15 protein-coding genes are annotated in these 19,583 nt (G+C 47.1%); 6 read left to right on the forward strand and 9 right to left on the reverse strand.

Translation table 11 applies throughout. From position 1 onward, the window contains the following. The first annotated feature begins 86 nt into the window (after positions 1–86). Genes GJU87_RS00300 through GJU87_RS00310 form a run of 3 tightly spaced genes read left to right on the forward strand, consistent with a single transcriptional unit; the run spans position 87 to position 4,124 of the window. Positions 87–1,127: a glycoside hydrolase family 130 protein gene (locus GJU87_RS00300; protein WP_228491785.1), complete on the forward strand. Its 1,041-nt coding sequence runs from the start codon at positions 87–89 to the stop codon at positions 1,125–1,127. Positions 1,128–1,154: 27 nt separating this feature from the next. Further along, a complete protein-coding gene (locus GJU87_RS00305; RefSeq protein ID WP_153637690.1) occupies positions 1,155–2,390 on the forward strand; it encodes an MFS transporter in 1,236 nt (411 codons plus the stop codon). 3 nt (positions 2,391–2,393) lie between these two features. Further along, positions 2,394–4,124 (forward strand): hypothetical protein, encoded by a 1,731-nt coding sequence (locus GJU87_RS00310; protein WP_228491786.1) that lies wholly within the window; start codon positions 2,394–2,396, stop codon positions 4,122–4,124. 472 nt (positions 4,125–4,596) lie between these two features. Here GJU87_RS00310 and GJU87_RS00315 read toward each other — a convergent pair whose 3' ends face one another. From GJU87_RS00315 to GJU87_RS00345, 7 genes are all read right to left on the reverse strand, one after another. After that, positions 4,597–5,367: a LytTR family DNA-binding domain-containing protein gene (locus GJU87_RS00315; RefSeq protein ID WP_153637691.1), complete on the reverse strand. Its 771-nt coding sequence runs from the start codon at positions 5,365–5,367 to the stop codon at positions 4,597–4,599. A 12-nt stretch (positions 5,368–5,379) separates the two neighbouring features. Beyond that, entirely contained in the window at positions 5,380–6,402 is a 1,023-nt protein-coding gene (locus tag GJU87_RS00320; protein ID WP_194831401.1) for a sensor histidine kinase, read from the reverse strand. Between the two features lie 120 nt (positions 6,403–6,522). After that, a complete protein-coding gene (locus tag GJU87_RS00325) occupies positions 6,523–7,968 on the reverse strand; it encodes a TolC family protein (RefSeq protein WP_153637693.1) in 1,446 nt (481 codons plus the stop codon). A 6-nt stretch (positions 7,969–7,974) separates the two neighbouring features. Then, positions 7,975–11,115: an efflux RND transporter permease subunit gene (locus GJU87_RS00330; RefSeq protein WP_153637694.1), complete on the reverse strand. Its 3,141-nt coding sequence runs from the start codon at positions 11,113–11,115 to the stop codon at positions 7,975–7,977. After that, the gene (locus tag GJU87_RS00335) at positions 11,115–12,194 is read right to left on the reverse strand and encodes an efflux RND transporter periplasmic adaptor subunit (RefSeq protein ID WP_153637695.1); all 1,080 of its coding nucleotides are present in this window, start codon (positions 12,192–12,194) and stop codon (positions 11,115–11,117) included. The genes GJU87_RS00330 and GJU87_RS00335 overlap by 1 nt, the downstream gene beginning before the upstream one ends. A 193-nt stretch (positions 12,195–12,387) precedes the next feature. Next, the gene (gene ovoA / locus GJU87_RS00340) at positions 12,388–14,514 is read right to left on the reverse strand and encodes a 5-histidylcysteine sulfoxide synthase (RefSeq protein WP_153637696.1); all 2,127 of its coding nucleotides are present in this window, start codon (positions 14,512–14,514) and stop codon (positions 12,388–12,390) included. 128 nt (positions 14,515–14,642) lie between these two features. Further along, a complete protein-coding gene (locus GJU87_RS00345; protein WP_153637697.1) occupies positions 14,643–15,176 on the reverse strand; it encodes a hypothetical protein in 534 nt (177 codons plus the stop codon). A gap of 212 nt (positions 15,177–15,388) precedes the next feature. On the opposite strand from GJU87_RS00345, the gene GJU87_RS00350 reads away from it, so the two are divergent. Further along, positions 15,389–16,582, forward strand: a complete 1,194-nt coding sequence (locus GJU87_RS00350) for a pyridoxal phosphate-dependent aminotransferase (RefSeq protein ID WP_153637698.1) — start codon at positions 15,389–15,391, stop codon at positions 16,580–16,582. A gap of 67 nt (positions 16,583–16,649) precedes the next feature. Here GJU87_RS00350 and GJU87_RS00355 read toward each other — a convergent pair whose 3' ends face one another. Together GJU87_RS00355 and GJU87_RS00360 are read right to left on the reverse strand one after the other, a co-directional pair. Further along, entirely contained in the window at positions 16,650–16,967 is a 318-nt protein-coding gene (locus tag GJU87_RS00355; protein WP_228491787.1) for an antibiotic biosynthesis monooxygenase, read from the reverse strand. A gap of 6 nt (positions 16,968–16,973) precedes the next feature. Next, on the reverse strand, positions 16,974–17,456 hold the full coding sequence (locus GJU87_RS00360) for a hypothetical protein (RefSeq protein ID WP_153637700.1): 483 nt from the start codon (positions 17,454–17,456) through the stop codon (positions 16,974–16,976). A gap of 97 nt (positions 17,457–17,553) precedes the next feature. Between GJU87_RS00360 and GJU87_RS00365 the strand changes: the two genes are divergently transcribed. Continuing rightward, complete coding sequence (locus GJU87_RS00365; RefSeq protein WP_153637701.1) at positions 17,554–18,165, forward strand: HAD family phosphatase; 612 nt, start codon at positions 17,554–17,556, stop codon at positions 18,163–18,165. Continuing rightward, positions 18,137–19,189: a hypothetical protein gene (locus GJU87_RS00370; RefSeq protein ID WP_153637702.1), complete on the forward strand. Its 1,053-nt coding sequence runs from the start codon at positions 18,137–18,139 to the stop codon at positions 19,187–19,189. The genes GJU87_RS00365 and GJU87_RS00370 overlap by 29 nt, the downstream gene beginning before the upstream one ends. The last annotated feature ends 394 nt before the right edge of the window (positions 19,190–19,583 follow it).

Here is a 19,583-nt window from a genome sequence, read left to right on the forward strand (position 1 = left end):
AGGATGCCCCATAGTTTATGTCGGATATTCGGGGCATCCTTGTTTTCAAATTCCGCTAAGAAAAAGACAAAAAGCTAGTTATGGATATGGCAAAGAGATTCGCCGGGAACCCGATCTTACGCCCCGGCGATCTGAAACCGAGCAGGGAAGGATTGAAAATTGAATGCTTGCTCAATCCGGGAGTGTTCCGGTACGATGGAAAGATATGGATGTTGCTTCGGGTAGCCGAACGTCCCGAGCAGAAAGAAGGATTCACTTCTTTCCCTCTATACAAGGAGAACGGCGAACTGGAGATTAAAGAGTTTAAAAATGATGATCCGGAGCTCGATTTATCCGATCCCCGGGTTATCAGCTATCAGGGACAAGATTATCTGACAACGATTTCGCACTTGCGTCTGGTTTGCAGTGACGATGGCGTCCATTTTCATGAACCAGAAGGATATCCGTTGCTCACAGGAAAGGGAATTCACGAATCTTACGGAATTGAAGACTGTCGGGTATCGCAAATAGACGACACCTACCATTTGACTTACACTGCCGTTTCGCATTTGGGCGTAGGAGTAGGGCTCCGGACTACCAAAAACTGGAAAGAATTCGAACATCACGGGATGATATTTCCCGCGCACAATAAGGACAGTGCCATTTTCGAAGAAAAGATTAACGGTCGTTATTATGCGTTTCATCGTCCCAGCAGTCCTGAATTAGGAGGAAACTATATCTGGTTAGCCAGTTCGCCGGATGGTGATCACTGGGGAAATCATCAGTGTATTGCACAAACACGGAAAGGAAAGTGGGACAGTGTGCGCATTGGTGCAGGTGCCGCTCCCATTCGCACGGACGAAGGCTGGCTGGAAATCTATCATGGAGCCAACGAGGACAACCAGTATTGCCTGGGTGCTTTGTTGATGGATATTGACGATCCGTCGAAAGTGCTGGCCCGTTCCGAAGAGCAGCCCATCATGATGCCGGCAGAAGAATATGAAAAGACCGGATTTTTCGGCAATGTCATTTTTACCAACGGCCATCTGGTGGATGGTGATGAAATTACCATGTATTACGGTGCGGCCGATGAAGTGATTTGCGGTGCAAACTTCTCTGTCAAAGAGATTTTGGAGTCACTGCATTAGAAAACGAATGATCTCAACTGAGGAATTATGCTGAATAAACTGGTTAACGAATACCGCGTGTTTAATACCTATCCCAAGGGCATGCGGATATTACTGATTACGAATTTAATTTATTCGCTGGTACTGCCGATTATCGAGATGTTTATCGGTGCCTATATCATGCGAAATTCGCACGAAGCCAAGCTGGTAGTTATCTTTCAGTTGGCACTTTATTCCGGTATTCCGTTAACTTTTGCTATCAACGGATTTCTTCTCCGGAAGATAAAAATCGCCTGGCTATACTCGTTCGGAATGCTGCTGAGTGGCGTTTCCATGTCGGCCATGATGATGCTCCATGAGCTGGATGCTACCGGCATTGGTGTTGCCGGATTGATCATGGGACTATCCTACGGTTTCTTTTGGGCCAACCGCGATTTTCTGGCGCTGGAGACAACCGACGATAATAACCGTAACTACTATTACGGACTGGAATCATTCTTCTACACGCTGACCGGGGTGATTGTGCCTTATGTGGTTGGTGTATTTATCGGGGCCACCGATGAGCATCACTGGTTTGGAGGGAATACCAACATGGCGTACCGAATCGTTACGGCGTCGGTCTTCCTGTTAACCATTATCTCTTCCATTGTGGTTCACCGGGGTAATTTTGTTAACCCAAAGCAAGAACGTTTTCTCTATTTCCGGTTTCACGTTCTTTGGCGAAAAATGCTCGGACTGGCATCACTGAAAGGACTGGCGCAGGGATACATCGTTACGGCTCCGGCCATGTTAATCATGAAGCTGGTTGGGAACGAAGACGTACTGGGAACCGTTCAGGCTATTGGAGCCATTTTTTCTGCTATTGTCCTCTATCTCATCGGACGAATGGCGAAACCGAAGCACCGTATTTACATCTTTTCGTTTGGGTTGCTGTTATTTGCTACCGGAAGTTTCATTAATGCAGGACTTTATTCCTCGCTGGGCGTGATACTTTTCATGTTGTGTCTGGTAATGGCCCGCCCATTGTTGGATGTGGCATATTTCCCGATTCAGTTAAAGGTGATCGATACGGTCGCAGCTATTGAAAAGCGAAACCAATTTACGTATATTCTGAATCACGAGTTGGGATTGTATGTTGGACGTTTGATTGGATGTGGACTTTTCATTCTGATGGCAACCTACATCGGTGAAGATTTTGCGTTGAAATATGCGCTGGTGATTATCGGTTTGTTGCAGTTATTGTCCATTTTCGTTGCACAGAATATCATCAAATCAAAATACTAAACCATGAAGAAAATATCATTGTTGGCAGCCATTATTCTGATGTTGGCATCATGTGCTCCTAAGCCTGAGTTGCGTCATCAGGATAAGGTGCAGCAAAAAATGCTGGAGCGGATCGGTCAAATGCCCGATTTGCCTTCTCCTTATAAAATGCTTGACTGGAAAGCGAAAGCCAGAGGGTTTGACAAACTGGTTTTTGATTCTACTCAAACCGGTGATTACTGGCCGCTCATCTGGACGGATAATTCGCAGAAAAACTTTCCGCAGAAAACATTCGGAATTTATACAGCCATTGGCGACGTTCGCCAGGGACCGGATCATCACAACGGAATTTTCCATGAGTCACTCACGACGATGGGGGCAGTACTCGGAGCTACCCTGATGGGCATTGATAAATCAAATCAGGATGGCAAGGATTATGTGAACATGCTTCGGAATTATTTCAACAAGGATACCGGATGGGATATTATGATGAACAATACCTGTCCCGATGTGGCTTTGTTAGGAGGTGGTTACGGCCGCGACTGGTGGTACGATGTTTTTCCGAATGTCATCTACTACGGAATCATGAATTTCTATCCGAATGAGGAAAATGCTACTCCGCTGCTTCGGTCTATTGCCGATAAATTTTTGGCTGCCGATTCCGTGTTGAATGGTAACTATCATCATTCGTTTTTTAACTACGGAAAACTGGAACCGAAGGACAGCCAGATTTGCCCTCAGCAGGATGCAGCAGCTGGACACGCATACGTATTATATGCGGCGTATAAGAAGTTCGGTGATAAGCGTTACCTCGAAGGCGCTAAATCGGCTTTGGATGCATTGCTCAGTCAAAAGGACAATACGTTCTATGAGATACTGATGCCTTTCGGAGCTTATGTGGCTGCCCGTTTGAATGCCGAAGAAGGCACTCATTATGATTTCACCAAAATCATGAAATGGACCTTTAACGGCGATGCTAAATGCCGGAGAGGTTGGGGCGTTTTAGCTGATAACTGGAATGGTTTCGACGTTTCGGGACTGGTTGGCAGTACTTACGACAACGGCGGATATGCTTTCCTGATGAACACCTTTGATGTAGCCTGGGCTTTGGTACCAATGGTTCGTTATGATCCTTCCTGGTCGAAAGTTGTTGGCAAGTGGATGCTGAATGCAGCCAATGCAGCTCACCTGTTTTATCCATATGAAATTCCGGATGATCACCAGACGATTCCACAGTTGAAGTCGGTCACCAAAGGAGTGATTGCTTACGAAGGCCTGACTAAAAAATCAGCTTATGAGCAGTTTGCCGATATCAAAGCTCCGGTAGCGCAGGGTGACGGCCCCAATTGGGTGAAAGGTAAGAATCCCTGGGTGAGCCAGTTCAGCGTTTATGGAAGTGCTCAGGCGGGGGTTTTCGGTAGCATCATCGATACCACCAATGTGAAAGGAGTTCTTCAGCTCAATCTGCTTGCCTGCGATTTCTATCGTGATAAAGCGTATCCTACTTACCTGTACAGCAATCCTTACAAGGAGGCAGAAGCCATCAAAATTGATTGCGGTTCGGCTCCTGTTGATTTGTACAATGCGTTAACACATAGTTTTATTCGAAAAAATGTAACCGGAGAAACCGAGTTTACACTGGAACCGAATGACGTAGCGATGCTGGTATTGGTTCCGGCAAACGGAACGCCAAAGTATGTTGGGAACAAGTTATTGGTGAATAATGTAGTGGTAGATTACGCCATTGCACAGTAAGAAACAGTTTTTTTTATTATAGTTTGGGTCAAATTGAAAACGCGCCGCAGGTTCTGCCTGTTTGGCGCGTTTTTGTGTTTTTAGCGTCTTCTTTCAGGGTGCAACATCCTACCCCGGAGATAGAATCTTCTACCCTTAGGGGGCCGACTTCCTACCTTTGGGGTAGGCTTTTCTATGTTTAAGGTAGACTTTTCCTGTTTCGGGGTGCGGCATCCTACCCCTGAGATAGAATTTCCTACCCTTAGGGGTTCAACTTCCTACCTTTGGGGTAGGCTTTTCTATGTTTAAGGTAGACTTTTCCTGTTCCGGGGTACGACATCCTACCCCTGAGATAGAATCTTCTACCCTTAGGGGTCCAACTTCCTACCTTTGGGGTAGGCTTTTCTATGTTTAAGGTAGACTTTTCCTGTTCCGGGGTGCAACATCCTACCTCTGAGGTGGAATCTTCTGTCTCAAAGGTTCAATCACGATTTTATCTATCCAGCCAATTCCGGAAGAAGCGGGCACGCTCGCGGCTGACAATGATTTTCTCTTCCGACTCAGGTTTGGTCTTCACGACGAGTTTGCCGTTAAACCAGTTGTTCACCCGGCTCACCGCATCGATGTTGATGATGAACTGCCGGTTGGCCCGGAAAAATTGCTCGGGGTCGAGTTGCTTTTCCAGTTTGTCCAGCGGATGGTCGACCACATGATTAACTTCCTGAAAAGTGGTGGCCGTCGTAGTTTTTTGCGAGCTGTAGAAAAAGGCAATGTCGTTCACATTAATTTTTACAAATCCGTCGGCAGTGGGAATTGCCATCCGGGTACGGTATTTCTTCTGTCCGCTGAGTAGTGCTTCCGCCAGTTCTTTGTAGTCGGAGCCCAGTAGCTCGGTTGCTTTTACCTGTTTTTGCATGGCATCCAGTTTCTCGATGCTCTTTCCGAGCATGGCCGGCTCAATGGGTTTCAGCAGGTAGTCAACGCTGTTGACCCGGAACGCCTGAATGGCGTATTCGTCGTAAGAGGTGACGAAAATGACGAAGGACTGTGGCTGAACAGCATCGAATATCTCGAAACAGATACCGTCGGAAAGTTGAATGTCGGAAAAAATAAGATCGGGATTGGGATGTGTTTTGAGCCAATCGACAGAATCGCGCACGCTGTCCAAACAGGCAACAATATGCCAGTCGGGCCGGATGTTGCTGATCAAATCAGTCATCATCCGCTGCGTGGGTAATTCATCTTCAATAATCAACACATTCATGACCTTGCAAATTTAATCGAGAAGCGGGATTTGAACAGTGAATTCTGTTTCCGTTTCCGTGATTTTTATGGTTTTTCCGGATAACAGTCGGTAACGGTCCGACAAGTTATTCAGGCCGGTACCCGAGCTGAATGTCGTTGTTTTTTCCTGTCGGTTGTTACGGACTTCCAGCGTCATCGTTTCAGCATCTGTTTTCAGCCAAATGTGCAGCGGCTCTTTTTCCGTCGCCCGGTTATGTTTGATGGCGTTTTCCACCAGAATCTGTAAAGTCAATGGAGGAATACGCAATTTTAACAGTTCCGGTTCCACCTGATTGTCCAGTGAAATAGCTTCTCCCAACCTTATTTTATGCAGGAAAATGAATTTTTCGGTAAACTGAAGTTCCTTTTCCAGTGAAACCGTTTCGTCGTCGCGGCGTTGCAGGACATATCGGTATACATCGGCCATTTTTCGGGCAAATTCCTGCGCTTTATCCGGGTTATAGTGAATCTCTGAAATCAGGACACTCAGGCTGTTAAACAGGAAGTGTGGGTTCATCTGGTTTTGAAGGACCCGGTATTCCGATTTCAGTTTTTCCTGCTTTAGCTTTTCGTTCTCGATCAACGAATTCCGCCAGTTGGAGAAAAAACTCCGTAGGAATAAGATACTGTTGAAAATGAGTACGAAAATGGCTCCGAAAACATAGGTCAGAATAATCCCGCGGAAGTGCACTTCGGGATTGCAAGTGTTATTCGGGATGGCCCTAAACAACGCAAAACCAACTATGGCCGTCCACAATAAGCTTAGCGAAACCTGTTTCAGCACCCGGGGCATCACCCGGAAGAACCAGGGCGTTTTCTTGTCCAGATATCGGTTGATCTGGATGTTGCCTTCACTCAATAAGTTGAACCCAATGATAGCCAGGATGTATGGGTACGAGTCGTTAAGCGGGTTTTGCGTGGGGGTTAAAATGAAATTGACAAACTGAAGGGTAAGGAGGGCCAGCAGGGACACGATGCCCAGACGGATTAGTGTGAAGCGAAATTTGTTCGACATGATGCCTTCCTTTTTATCTCCTATCCCGAAATATAGCATAATTCTTTACATCACTAACATTAATGGATACGATTCCCTCCAGTCTATCAATTTCTCATCTCAGGTTACAAAAATCTATTCTTACTTTTTGGCTGTATCATTTACAGGGACCAGTTTACCAATGGTCTTCAGGTACTGTGTAACACTCAGTTTTACATTCGATTTGGCATCGATGTTATCGCTTAAGGCCTTTTCCCACTGCGCCTGACCTTCCAGGTAATTGGCCAGTGTTTCCATGCCCACTTCGTAATTATCCTTACTCTCCTTCAGGTTCTCTTTGGCCTGTTCCAAAGCTTTTTCGGTGAGGTTTAGCCGTGTCAAAGCATCTTTCAGGCTGAACCGGGCTTTGGCAATCTGGAGTGTCATCTTTTCAGTGACGTCCTGCAGATCGGTTTTTTGCATTTCTTGTTCTGCCTCTGCCGCTTTGATTTTATTGCGTCCTTCACCCCAGTTGAAAATAGGGATCTTGAGCGAAGCCATGGCCGTGAAAGCGGTGCCGGAATAGGTTGAACCGTTTATCTTAGGCCCTTCCAGGTAATTGTAGCCGGCCGATGCTCCCAGCTGTGGAAGAAAATCAGCACGTGTCAGTCCGACTTGTTGCTGTTTCAGTTCGACCTGCTTCTTCACGATTTGCCAGTCGGGGCGGTTTTGTGGATTCTCATCTTCCGGGTTGGTCGAGGGAATAACCCCAATGGTCAGACTGTCGGCTGCTGTCACTGATGTATTCAGCGGTAACCCGATGATGCGACACAGATTCATGCGCGCCAGTTCTCGCCCGTTCTCCGCTTTCTGAACCATCAATACCGCTTCGTTTCGTTTTACTTCTGCTTTCAGCAAGTCGTTGCGCGAACTCATGCCGGTATCGTAACTGTTTTGCAAAATATTGACCAGTTCGTCGAGCATCTTTTTGTACTCTTTGGCTGCCTTCACTTTATCTTTCAGCGTAAGGTAAGTCCAGTAAGCCTGGTCACTTTCGTAGATGACGTTTGATTGCTGCAACCGGATATTGGCGTTGGCTATCTCTTCTGCCACTCCGGCCATTTCGTTGGCCTTGCGGATTTTTCCGCCCATGTAAATGGGTTGTTCGAGTTTCACTCCGGCCAATGCCACACCTTTGAGCCCGATTTCCAGGTTGACGTCGGGCATGAAGGCATACATGTTAAATACCGGATTTCCATCGGAACCGATGACCGGTTGCCCTGTGGACGGATTGACCATTACGTTGGGCTGTAACTGCCCGCTGGCATCCGGCTTGTAGGTCGGCAGGTAGCCTCCATCGATCGTGTAATCGATGGTCTTTGGCGTATAGAGAAACGTTCCGGTAGCCGATAATTTCGGGAAATAATTGGCCCGGTAAGCCTTCTTGTCATACGTGGCTTTCTCTTTCTGTGTGTTGGCCTTGCTAATCTGTTTGCTATACTCCAGCGCCATCTCGCGGCATTTGTCCCGGTTGAGGGATAGCTGGGCATGAGCAACCGTTGCAGATGCAAGGAATATGAGAATGAATATATGAATTCGTTGTATCATGGTTGATTACTTTTTAGATGCTTCCCGTTTAGGATGATGGATGTGAAAGAAAAGTGAATAAAGCACCGGTATAAAAATCAGTGTGATGAGCGTTCCGACCAGCAAGCCGGCCATGATGGTGACCGCCAGCGAGCCGAACATATCATCAGGTAGCAGCGGAATCATACCCAGAATGGTGGTTAAGGAGGCCATCATTACCGGACGAAGCCTGGAAGCCGATGAATCGATGATCGCCTGGTAGCGGTCTTTCCCCGATTCGATTTGCAGGCCTATCTCCTCAATGAGCACCACTCCGTTTTTAATCATCATACCAATTAATCCCAGTGCACCGACGATGGCGACAAAGCCGAACTCTTTTCCCGAAAGGAGCATACCAGAAACAATCCCAATGGTAGCCAACGGCAGACTGAGCAGGATGATAGCTGGTTTTTTGAAATCCCTGAACAGGGCAATCAGGATACCAATCATCAGGATAATTGCCATGGGCAAATGCATGAACAGATACTTCTGCGATTCGCTGCTGGCTTCATATTCGCCCTGCCATTCCAGATGGTAACCTTCGGGCAGTTTGATAGCTTCGATTTTGTTTTTGATATTCTGGCGCACCTCTTCCGGCGAATGCCCGGGGACGTTATTGCATTGTGCCTTGATAGCCCGCTCACCGTTGTGTCTCCGGACAACCGGTTCTTCCCATTGTGGCGAAATGCCTTTGGTCGCCTGATTGAGCGGCTTGCTACCCAGTGCTTTCTCCAGCAGGTCGGCTTTCGTCGTCTGACCGGTCAACAAGCCTCGTAGCTCCTGCGGACTGATATTCCCGGTCGTAGGAGTCAGACTCCATACCGGAATATTGTCCAGTTTCTGAACCGGTTTTCCTTCAGCGTTGGTGCTTTTCAGGTAGATGGGAAGCGTGTGCGTTCCTTCGTGATACTTTCCAACCGGCAAACCATCGGTTGCAGCCAGCAGTGCCAGACTGACATCGCTTCGGGACAAACCTGCCTGACGGGCCAGCGGCTGGTAATAGTCCACCTTCAGGTATGGTGTCTCCGGCTCCCAATTATTGGTTACCAGTGTAGCCGTTGGTTCTGCTTTCATGATGTCTTCCGCCTTCTTCGCCAGCTTTTTCAATACAGCCGGGTCCGGACCGGTGAACAGCGCCTCGATCGGAAATTCCTTGTACATCAGGTTGTACCGCTTCATACGGACGTATGCCTGCGGATAATGGGCTGTCAGATATTTCTGCAACGTATCCATTTTCTCTTTCAGCACATCAGGGCTGGTGAAATCGACGATGAGCTCTCCGTAATTCTGCGATGGCTGAGCGATGGAGCGCACCAGGTTATAACGGGCTGGTGTTCCACCCAGACTGGTGGTTACATGCGTTACCTCTGGTTGTTTCATCAGGTACTCTTCCATGCTTTTCAGGTCACTGTTCACCTGCTCGATGCGGGTGCCACCATGAGCGCGATACTCGATGTAAAGCTGATTGTAGCTCAAATCGGGGAAGAATCCCTGTTTGACGTACCGATACGAAAATCCGGTGATGAGCAGTAAAACAACAGTTGCTCCAATGGTCAGTGCACGGTGATACAGGAGGAAGTTCAACGTCTTCCTGAAAAAGTCATATATCTTGCCTTCGTGTGCACCTTTGCCGTTGCTTTTAATTTTCGACTTCTTGAACCGCTTATCAGCGATGATCGGGATATGTGTTAGTGCGAGAACCCAACTCAGCAGCAACGATACGGCCAGTACGATGAACAGGTCGCGAACATATTCACCAGAGGTATCGGGCGAAAGGAAGATGGGTAAAAACGCAATGATGGCAATCAGTGTGGCTCCCAGCAGGGGCAATGCTGTTTTCTTCGCCGTATTTCGCAAGGCCTTCGACTTTTTGACGCCGTTTTGCAGGTCTACGAGGATTCCATCTACTATCACAATCGCATTGTCGACCAGCATTCCCATGGCAACAATCAGCGATGCCAGAGACACACGCTGCAACGTTCCGTTGAAGAAGTTGAGGAACAGGAACGACCCCAGGATGGTAATGATAAGACCGCTACCGATGAGGATACCGCTTCGCAGGCCCATGGTAATCATCAGGATGACAATTACAATCAGTACCGATTCGAGCAGGTTGACCATGAAGCCTTTGATGGCATCTTCTACCTTATCGGGCTGGAAGAAAACTTTGTGAAAGCTGATGCCGGCCGGAATGCGCGATTGCTGCAGTTCGGCCAGCTTGGCATCGATTTTTTTTCCAAGATTGATGATATTTCCGCCTTTTTCCATCGAAAAGGCGATTCCCAGCGCTTTCTGTCCGTCGTAACGCATTAGTTGACGGTAGGGTTCCTGGTACCCACGGGTCACCGTAGCCACATCTTTCAACCGGATTTGGTCGGATTCGTGCCCCTGAATCAGCAGGTTTTTAATATCGTCGATGCTTTTGTAGGTGTCGTTCACCGCCACCCGGAGACGTTTGCTACCGGCATTGAACTCGCCGGCATAAACGGTTTTATTCTGACTGTTCAACGTGTTTAGAATCTCAGCAGGATGAACGCCCAGGTTGGCCATTCGGTTTTCTTTGAATTCCACGTTGATGCAAGGATTCCGTTCTCCGTAAATCTGTACCCGGCTGACACCCGGAATATTCTGTACCTCGCGTTTCACGAGATCGGCGTAGTCTGACATTTTCTCGTAGCTGTAGCCATCGGCAGTCATGGCGTAGAACATGCCATACACGTCGCCGAAGTCGTCGACAACGATGGATTGCTGCGCTTCACTTGGCAAAGAAGCCTGGACATCGTGTACCTTACGGCGAAGGATGTCCCATTTTTCTTCCAGCTCATTTGCTTTTGTCGTGCTTTTCAGATCGACTTTTATCTCGGAGTAGTTGTCCAGCGACCGGGAGTCGATGCTTTTGATGTCTCCCATCGAGCGAATGGCTTTCTCCAGTTTATCGGTTACCTGAAGTTCAACTTCATGGGCCGATGCTCCCGGGTAAACGGTTACCACCAGGGCCTGCTTTACTTTGATTTCCGGGTCTTCCAGCTTGCTCATCTTGAAAAATGAGTAAGCCCCTCCGGCAATCAGGACGAAAAGCAGAAAATAAACCAGTGGCTTATTTTTAAATGCGCTTTCAGTCAAATTCATTATAACAGCCCTCCTACATTTGTTTTGCTAACCGGTGCCAATGGTTTTACTTTCTGTCCCTCTTTCAGCGAATGCACGCCAGCTGTGACAATTAATTCACCCGCTTTTAATCCGGAAGAGATCTCCATCGTTCCATTGCTGCGAACAGACTGTGTGGTTACCTCGCGGGGTTCGATCTGATTTGTTTTCGGCGAATAAATCCAGACCATCGATTTTCCATTCCGGTCGAACACGGCGGTTACCGGAATGAATACCAAATCCTGGTTTCCTGTCAGGTAATTGATGGTTATATTGACATTCATTCCTGCCGCAACGTGAAGGTCTTTGGGCGGTTCCAAACGGAAGCGGGCCTGGTACAACTGGTTCATATTCGATTTGGGGACAATCTCCAGCAATTTCAGCGGAATGGGCTGATTGGGATATACATCCACCGTACAGGAGAAGCCGGCAAATTGATTCTGCCGGATATAGTCGGTTGCCGGAATATCTGCATCTACTTCAAAATGTGAGGTGTTGAGGAAGGAAACAATCGGGTAGCCGGCATCGACTGTTTCGTGATTATCGTAGAATTTCTTCTGTACATACCCATCGAAAGGAGCAACGAGCCGCGTGTCGTTCAATGCATTGCGATCGGCATTTAGTTTTGCTGTGATTTGTTTTAAGCCGGAAATCGCTTTGTCGTAGTCGTTCGGCGTTACACTGTTGCGTTTGTACAACTCCTTCACCCGGTCGGCCTGCGCTTTAACCTGGTCGTACTTGGCCTGGCTGGCCGCCAGCTGAATTTTGTAATCGCGCGGATCGATTTGGGCAATCAGCTGACCTTTCTTCACAAACTGACCTTCCTGAACCGGAAAACGAAGAATCGGTCCGGCAACGCGGAAAGCCAAATTAACTTCGGTGGCCGGTTTGATTTTTCCGGGATATTGAACGGATTGTACTTGCTGGCCCTGCATTACCGTATCTATTTTTACCGTTTGCATGGTTGCTTGCTCTTTCTTTTTTTCCTGGCATGCGCTGAAAAACAGGATTATTGCCATCAATAAACCTGTCGTCAGAAATCCTTTCGCTGAGGTTCTCATTGCTATTTCACATTTTGATTTGCTGCAAAATTACGGCGAAGGGAAGAGTGAACGGGAGAAAATGGACCGAACCGTCAATTTGACGGAGTGAACTGAAATATATTTTCCTGAAGCGTCAGATGGCGAAAAAGCAAATAAAAAATCCCTTGCCATGTTGAATGACAAGGGACTATGCGTTTATTTAATTCAAAGTTTAACGTTTCGTCCAGAAGGAAACTTCCACATCTTTCACTTCGTATTTCCGTTTGGAATAAGGCAATACCGACTGAAGATGTTCGTCATCACCGATTGGTTCGAAATGTTCAGAGAGTAGCTGCGTTAAGGCATCGCGGGTCCAAACCGGTTCGCCGTCTTCGCGGTAGCCACCCAGCCAGTTGTTTTTGTCGGTCCGCTCTTCGTCCCAGTTATAGGATGATGCAATGACCAGCAGACCTCCGGCATTCAGCCTGTCGTGTACCTGGCTCAGGAACCTGGCTGGATTGTACATTTCGTCCAGGATGTCGTTCACTAAAATCAAATCGTAACCTGTGTACAGGTCTTTCAGGTTCGAAGCATCGGCCTGGTAAAAGGCAACTTTCCCGGTTAATGCTTCCATATCCAAATCCTTCAGATTGATTTGATGGTAGGAAACCAACTCGCCTTCTTCCGGGAAGATATACTGCATATTCCCGTTTTCCTGAAGTTCGATAGCCAGACGGATATTCCTTGCCGTGAAATCCAAACCGGTTACTTCGTCGAATTTGCGGGCCAATTCCCAGGTCGAGCGCCCGGTTTTGCAACCCAAATCGAGTGCCCGTCCGGTGTTACCCTGCATTTTTTTAATGCATCTTTCGGCAATGGCCTTATGGTAGTTCGGAAATCCATGCAAGCCCGGACCGTATTGGGCATGGCTGTAACGGACGACTTCCGGATCGGTTTCGTAGACATCACGTTGAATGACGACCGGATTTTCCGATTCCACATAACGGAAACCCGCATGTTGATAGAAGTGCCTGCGGAAGGCATATCGTGCATCGCGGGTGGCTTCGTTCCCGGTGGAAATCCAGGCGCCGCCTTTGATGAGATTGTGTTTTAGATCGAACGTTGGCGTTGAAAAATCATCATAGAAAGGATGGACTTTGAATCCGCCAAAACCGGTGATGGGCGTTTCGGTCCATTGCCAGACGTTGCCGATTACATCGTAGAAGTCGCCGAATCCAAACTCATCAACGGGACAGGGACTTTGATAGCGTTCCATGTTGATGTTGCCGGGCGCTTTGTCCCAGTATGGCTGGTCGGGGATTTGTGCCAAATCGTGCAAACGGTACCACTCTTCTTCAGTGGCCAATCGGATGGAACGGCCGGTTACTTCCGATTTCCAGTTGCAAAAGGCTTTCGCTTCAAGGTAGTTGACCTCTACCGGCCAGGACCATGGCATGTCGATTTCATTGTATACCAGCCGGAGTTTCCAGTCATTGCCGTCTTTTCTCCAGAATAAAGGATGTTCGGCTTCTTTGTAACTCTTCCAGGCCCAACCTTCTTCGGTCCAGTATTTTTCTTCGCGGTAGCCGCCTGCTTCTATGAACTCGAGAAACTCGCCGTTTGAACAGAGAAACTTCGATGCTTTGAACGGTTTCAGTTCGACTTGGTGCTGACCGTATTCGTTATCCCAGCCGTACAAGGGATGCCGGCGATCTTTCCCCATTTTTACCGTTCCGCCTTCTACCGGAAGCAGTGAATTGGCCGGAGCATCACCATTTTCGGTGCACAGGTTCCAGCCTTCGACTGGTTGAAGGTATTTCAGCGGAAGCTGACGGATAAGTACCGATGAGGTCTCCAGATGAATGCGTGCGTGCTCGATGCCCATCATGATGACCCAAAACGGACTTTTCCAGTCGATGGGCATCGTGAGTGGGAGTTCTTTGATCACTTGTTCGACGCGGTTGCGAACCTGCTTCCGGTAAGCGCGAACTTCGTCAACCGGAGGCCAGTTGTAATGGTTCATATCCAAATCATCCCACGACATTTCATCGACGCCAACAGCAAACATCGATTCGAATTTTGGGTTGATGCGCTCGTCGATAATTTTAGAAAGAATGAGCTTATTGATGAAAAATACAGCCGTGTGACCAAAATAGAAGATCAACGGATGACGCAGTGGATCAGCCCGCTCGTACATGGCCGATTCATCAGCAAATACCTCGAAAAGGTGTTCATCAATGTCGAATGTCTGGTGAAAATAGGTCAATATCCGTTGCCGCATTTCTTCGGCAGTTCCTGTGTTGAGGATAGGTGTCCGGGTATCGAAAAGTTCTTTTCGGTTGACCGTTACTGTTTTCATGATTTATGGTTCGGTGGTTTCTGTGTTGATAACACGATAGTAGGGGGAAATTGTTTAGATTATCCTCATAAAAAATGTGAAAAAATAACGATTGACCAGATTTTCTGCAGGTTATTTCTCATCTCCCATCAAAAGAACATCCGAACCTCTTTCTTCAATTCTGCTAGTGCGATGGCCACCGGTTGATCATCCTGCTCCATGTACATCTGGAAAATTTTGTTGCTGAGCGAGATGGCCGGCTCATCTTTTTTCACTTCATCAGCAGCCTTATTGATCAGCATGACCAAAGACTCTTTGGCTCCTCTCAACGCTTCCCACGCCGTAACCGATACATAGATTTGTTGTGAAAGATTGTGCTCGTATTCCTGCCTGATTTGTTTGAGTAACTCGTAATGAAACTGAACGGCCGAAGTGTCAGCAGCTAAGGTGCGGTTGAGAAGCGATTGCGGCGAAATTCTTTCCAGGAAGAGCGTTAGCCGTTCGTAGGCCTGAAGCCTGACCGGCGTGACTTGTCCCTGGTTCTCGACCCTGAATTCAAATTCCCTTTGCCGCTGACTATTTTCCAGCATATCGCGGAATAAAAAATAGGCAGTGAGGAATACAACCAGGGCCGGTAATGTAATTTTTAGAATTTCATAAAAACTGTTGATATTGCCGTCCATTTTGAGAAAATTTTAAATTTTTCGTGACAAAAACTGTTAATCTGTTAAAATATGATGAACTTTTTTGTCAATTGTCCATTTATAAGAGTCGAGGTCCAGTAAAATTTTCTATTTTGTCCTCGGAAACTATAACAATTATAAAGAAATTTACCGAAAATTCACCGGAACATAGTTTGGCCGGTAAATGAACAAATTTTCTGATTCAGACTATTATGGAAAAAGTTGCCGACAGGATTGCACGTCTATCCGTTTCACAAACCCTGGCCATGGCCCAAAAAAGCCGTGAATTGAAAGAACAGGGAATTGACGTAATTAGTTTGGGAGTGGGCGAACCCGATTTCGACACGCCCGAGTTCATCAAGGAAGCTGCCAAGAAAGCAGTGGATGATAATTTTTCACATTATTCTCCCGTTCCCGGATATCCGGTGCTGCGGAATGCCATCGTCAATAAGTTGAAACGCGACAACGGTCTGGATTATACTCCCGACCAGATTGTGGTTTCCAATGGTGCCAAGCATTCACTTGCCAATGTGCTGCAAGTGGTGGTTGAAGAGGGCGATGAGGTAATTGTACCGGCTCCTTACTGGGTTACTTATGTTGAGCTGGTTAAGCTTTCGGGAGGTAAAAACGTGGTGATTGAAACTTCGGTTGACTCCGGTTTTAAAATTACCCCGGAACAGCTCGAGGCGGCCATTACCCCAAAAACCCGGGCATTTCTGTTTAGTAGCCCGAGTAATCCTACCGGGAAATTGTATACCCGTGACGAGTTGAAAGCTTTCGCCGATATTTTTGCCAAACACCCCAATATCATTGTTATTTCCGACGAAATTTATGAATACATCACTTACGGCGGAAAGCATGAATCCATCGCTCAGTTTGATGAGATCAAGGACCAGGTAATCGTTGTGAACGGAGTTTCGAAAGCTTATGCCATGACCGGCTACCGGATTGGTTACATCGCTGCTCCAACATGGATTGCCAAAGGTTGTAGCAAGTTGCAGGGACAATATACATCTGGCCCGAACTCGGTGGCTCAGATGGCTTCGGCCGCGGCCATTAATTCCGATAATGCTGAGGTGTACGAAATGGTTGCTGAGTTTAAAAAGCGCCGCGACATGGTGATGGAGCTGATGGCGGAAATTCCGGGACTGAAAACCAGTAAGCCGGAAGGAGCATTCTACGTATTTCCCGATGTGACTTACTACTTTGGTAAGAAGGTGGGAGATACTGAAATTAAGGATGCGACCGATTTGAGCATGTATTTGTTGAACGAAGCGCATGTTGGTGTGGTGACAGGTGCCGCTTTCGGTGACCCGAACTGTCTGCGGGTTTCATATGCAGCTTCGGAAGCTGAGTTGCGTGAGGCGATTTCCCGCATCAAAAATGCATTGAGTAAACTGGCTTAGAAATTTGAGTTACTATCATATGAAAAGAGGAGGGCTTTTGGCCTTCCTCTTTTTTTATTGTGGGTTGCTATTTTTCAAATCCGTAGTCGCGTTCCACTTTGGCAATCCGGGTTTTAAAACTCCGGTACCAGTCGCGCCTTCCTTTTTCTCTGACTGCTGCGTGTTCTGCATTTTCTTTCCATCGCTTGATTGATTCCAAATCGCGCCAATAAGATACCGTGATACCTAATTCCTCACGCGCACTTTCAACGCCCAAAAATCCGTCCTGCTGTCTGGCCAGCTCGACCATTCTTTCAGCGGCGGCAGCATAGCCGTCGTCTCCTTCTGTTCTTACCGAAGTGAAAATCACAGCATAATAGGGCGGTTCAGGTGTTTGGGCAATCATGATGATTTACTTGGTGGAGTCTTTCATCGGTGCTTCCTGGGTTACCGCCGGTTTTTCCTTTCCGCTTCTGATGAAATAATTGTATTGAAAGAAGATGGCAACAGAATAGGCGACAGTCAAAATGGCAAGTATAGCGTATCTTTTGCTTTTTCGCTGCCGCAGAAGAATGGTAAACAGAGCCAGTACTCCTCCAATTCCGGCCTGCCAGCCGAGCGATATTACCTGGAAATCCATCGGCATACTCCCGTCAGGTAACGGATGAGGATTCAAGTCGGCAAAAAGATTCACACCGAGGGCGAAAAGTCCTGTCGCTACCATCGTGAACCATCCGGTTAAATTGAGTTTTCCTTTCTTTTCTACATAGCCAAAAATGACCAGCCCAATTCCCAGAAAAATTCCCCACTGCGGGATGATGGTGTATAAGTAAAACGGATTATTACTCATGAGGTTTTTCATTGATTGTATTGGCGAAAAATAGGGAATTTTCATCAGTTAAGTCAGCCATTTTAAGTTTTCTTAAACTAATTGCTACGTAATAGGCAGATAGCAAAGGATTCGTTATTTTTACGTCTATTTTAATTTCTTTATGAATCACAAGTTAGAAGTTGATCCGCGTGCTCGCGGACTTATTTTTGATATCGACGGGACGATTTGCGATACAATGCCGGTGCATTATATTGCATGGAGAGACACCGCGAAAGAGTATGGCATTGATTTCTCGATTCCGTTGTTTGAATCGGTAACAGGAATGCCGGCGCTGGAAACCTGCCAGTTCCTAAAGGAGAAGTTCAACAAGAATTTTGACCCGGAAGAGTTTACCCGAATCAAGGAGTTGCGTTATGAGGAAAACATTCATAAAGTAAAGCCAGTAGAGCCGGTTGTTGAACTCATTCATAAATACCACGGAAAACTGCCCATGGCATGTGGAACCGGTGGTTATAAAAGACTGGCATGGATGGCGCTGGAAAAGGCTGGTGTAAAAGATTGTTTCGAACACCTGGTGTCAGCAGAAGACGTAAAGAAACATAAACCCGATCCCGAAACTTTTTTGATAGCAGCCAGTTTAATACGTATTAAACCAACCGATTGTCAGGTTTTCGAAGATGGAAAGCTGGGCTTGCAGGCAGCGGAAGCTGCCGGTATGATTACAACTGATGTTACCAAATACTATGAAGTTACCATTGGCCGTGAAGTATAACCGTTTTTTTCTATCGATGGTGCTGGCAGGAAGCCTGCTGCTCATCAATTCGTGTAGTACGCCGAGAAAGAGTGAGCCGAAAGTGAAAGCTACCTCGGTTGTTTTTTACAATGTGGAAAACTTGTTCGATACCATTAACAATCAAGGCGAACGTGATTTTGAGTTCAGTCCTGAATCTCCTAAAAAATGGAACACCGAGCGATATACCAAAAAGCTAAAAGACATCGCCCACGTGTTGATGGATGTGGACACGGTTGGAAAGCCGGGATTGATTGGAATGGCTGAAATCGAGAATCAATCGGTGTTGAACGATTTGGTTCGTACGAAGCGTATGGCACCTGTACATTACCAGATTATACATGAAGAGAGCCCGGATTACCGCGGTATCGACGTGGCGCTGCTTTATCGCCCCGATATCTTCAAAGAGATAACGCATACGGTCATTGGCATTCATTTTAAAGACGATCCGGATTATCATACGCGTGATATTCTCTACGCTAAGTTGCTTTCCGGAAAAAATGATACCATCCACGTATTCGTCAATCACTGGCCTTCGCGTCTGGGTGGTCTTGAAAAATCGCAGCCCAAAAGGGTGTTTGTCGCTTCGGTGCTCCGTGCCCAGGTAGATTCGATTACCCGATTGAATCCCGATGCCAAGATCATTATCATGGGTGATATGAATGACGAACCGGAAAACAAGAGTCTTTTCAAGGTATTGCAGGCGATTCCGGGTACGGACGGCACTTTGCACAGTTTGCTTTACCAGGCTTCGATGAAGGGAAAGGGAACCTATTACTTCCGTGGCAACTGGAACATGCTCGACAACCTGGTCGTGTCACATGATTTGCTGACGGCAAAAAGTGGTTGGACGACAGTTCCGGCATCAGGGAGGGTATTTCATGAAAAATGGATGGAATACCACAATAAAAATGGGGTGATGGCACCGAACCGCACATATGGCGGGCCCAACTATTACGGGGGAATCAGCGATCATTTCCCGGTATACTTTATACTGCACCGGTAAGCATGTTTTTGTAAGTTCGAAATCCAACCTCAACAGTTCGAAGCATTACCTTAACAGGCGGAAGTTCGACCGGCGGAGGCGGAAGGTCATTCTTTCTTGTTCGAAGCTCAATCTGCGGAGGCGGAAACTAATTTGTCACAGACGGAAGCTCATTCGGCGCAGTTCGAAGCCTTACCTTAACTGGCGGAAGCTCGACCGGTGGAGGCGGAAGGTCTTTCTTTCTTGTTCGAAGCTCAATCTGCGAAGGCGGAAGCTCATTCGGCGCAGTTCGAAGCCTTACCTTAACAGGCGGAAGCTTGTTCGGTGAAGGCGGAAGGTCGTTTTCTCTTGTTCGAAGCTCAATCAGTGAAGGCGGAAAACCAGTTGACAAACAGGGAAAACGATGTGCCCGTTG

This window comes from Prolixibacter sp. NT017 (assembly GCF_009617875.1).
Lineage (GTDB): Bacteria > Bacteroidota > Bacteroidia > Bacteroidales > Prolixibacteraceae > Prolixibacter.